Raw genomic sequence first — 507 nt, forward strand, 5'->3', positions numbered from 1 at the left:
TTCCTGCCCATGCAGGGACACGGTCACGTCCTGGCTGACCTGCTGGATGTATTCGTCGCTCTCTGAGAGAAAGCCCCCCGTCCCTGCTGTTGGGTCATACACGGTGACGATCCGGTGCGGTTGCAGCCGGTCCTCCTGGCCGGTGAGGATCAGGGAGGTGGTCAGGTGCACGATGTCCCGGGGGGTGAAGTGTTCCCCGGCGGTCTCGTTGGAGCTTTCCGCGAACTTGCGGATCAGTTCCTCGAACACCAGCCCCATGCCGTAGTTGGAGAGCCGCTGCGGACTCAGATCGATGGCGGCGAAGCGCTGCACCACCTGGTAAAGCAGGTTGTTGGCGGTGAGCTGCTGAACGAACCCCTCAAACTCCAGGTGCTCGAAGATCTCCCGCGCGTCCCGGCTGAACGACTGCACGTAGCTCATCAGATCATCGCCGGTCTGGGTGTCGGAGAGGGAACCCAGGCTCAACGGAGAGGCGTTGAAGAACGGCTGATCGGCGGCACGCAGCAA

General features: G+C 62.5%; 1 protein-coding gene. It reads right to left on the reverse strand.

Annotation, left to right across the window (positions count from 1 at the left end; translation table 11 throughout):
• On the reverse strand, positions 1-507 hold a 507-nt coding region (locus LPW29_RS15355; protein WP_238628734.1), incomplete at both ends, for a class I SAM-dependent DNA methyltransferase.

It is taken from the genome of Ectothiorhodospira sp. 9100 (genome assembly GCF_022227565.1).
Lineage (GTDB): Bacteria > Pseudomonadota > Gammaproteobacteria > Ectothiorhodospirales > Ectothiorhodospiraceae > Ectothiorhodospira > Ectothiorhodospira marina.